The sequence below is a fragment of the Streptomyces sp. NRRL S-1022 genome, from assembly GCF_000720135.1.
Taxonomy (GTDB): domain Bacteria; phylum Actinomycetota; class Actinomycetes; order Streptomycetales; family Streptomycetaceae; genus Streptomyces.
Genome location: NZ_JOIU01000191.1, coordinates 1 through 295 on the forward strand (window position 1 = coordinate 1; position 295 = coordinate 295).

At 71.2% G+C, this 295-nt stretch carries 1 protein-coding gene; it reads left to right on the forward strand.

The window, feature by feature from the left end; translation table 11 throughout:
• Positions 1–295: acyltransferase domain-containing protein (locus tag IG05_RS43355; protein ID WP_037816073.1), on the forward strand; the 295-nt coding region annotated here is incomplete at both ends.

Below are 295 nucleotides of genomic sequence, written 5' to 3' on the forward strand. Positions count from 1 at the left end.
ACTCTTCCGGCTCCTGCAGTCCTGGGGCATCACCCCCGACCACGTCGCCGGCCACTCCATCGGCGAACTCGCCGCCGCCCACACAGCCGGCGTCTTCTCACTCACCGACGCCGCCCGACTGGTCACCGCACGCGGACGACTCATGCAAGCCGCCCCCGAGGGCGGTGCGATGGCCGCCATCCAGGCCACCGAGGACGAGGTCACCGCTGCACTCACCGAGGAACCGGGCGTCATCGCGGTGGCCGCGGTCAACTCACCGCTGTCCACGGTCGTCTCCGGTGACACCGCAGCGGTG